The sequence below is a fragment of the Citrobacter sp. TBCS-14 genome (assembly GCF_005280805.1).
Taxonomy (GTDB): Bacteria; Pseudomonadota; Gammaproteobacteria; order Enterobacterales; family Enterobacteriaceae; genus Citrobacter; species Citrobacter gillenii.
In genome coordinates, this window is sequence record NZ_SZWM01001015.1 from 1 (window position 1) to 215 (window position 215).

Annotated in this window: 1 pseudogene; it reads left to right on the top strand. The window is 60.9% G+C overall.

Annotated features, from left to right (window positions below):
* Nucleotides 1–215, top strand: a pseudogene (locus FDX22_RS22685) (hypothetical protein); the annotation flags it as partial.

The following is a 215-nucleotide window of genomic DNA, read 5'->3' on the forward strand; positions in this document are numbered from 1 at the left end:
GGCATCACGTGTGACCGCAGGAGTATCGCTGGTATCGTTGGAAGGATGAACGGCATTAACTGGTTCTCCTTCACCGCGGCAGATGGCTACGACTACGGCCTGACCCTGCCCCTGCTGTGCCTGGCGGCGGTGATCGTCTTTACCGCAGTGCTGATGAACTATACCCGTCTTGGCCGTCAGGTTTACGCCATGGGCGGCAACCGCGACGCGGCCTC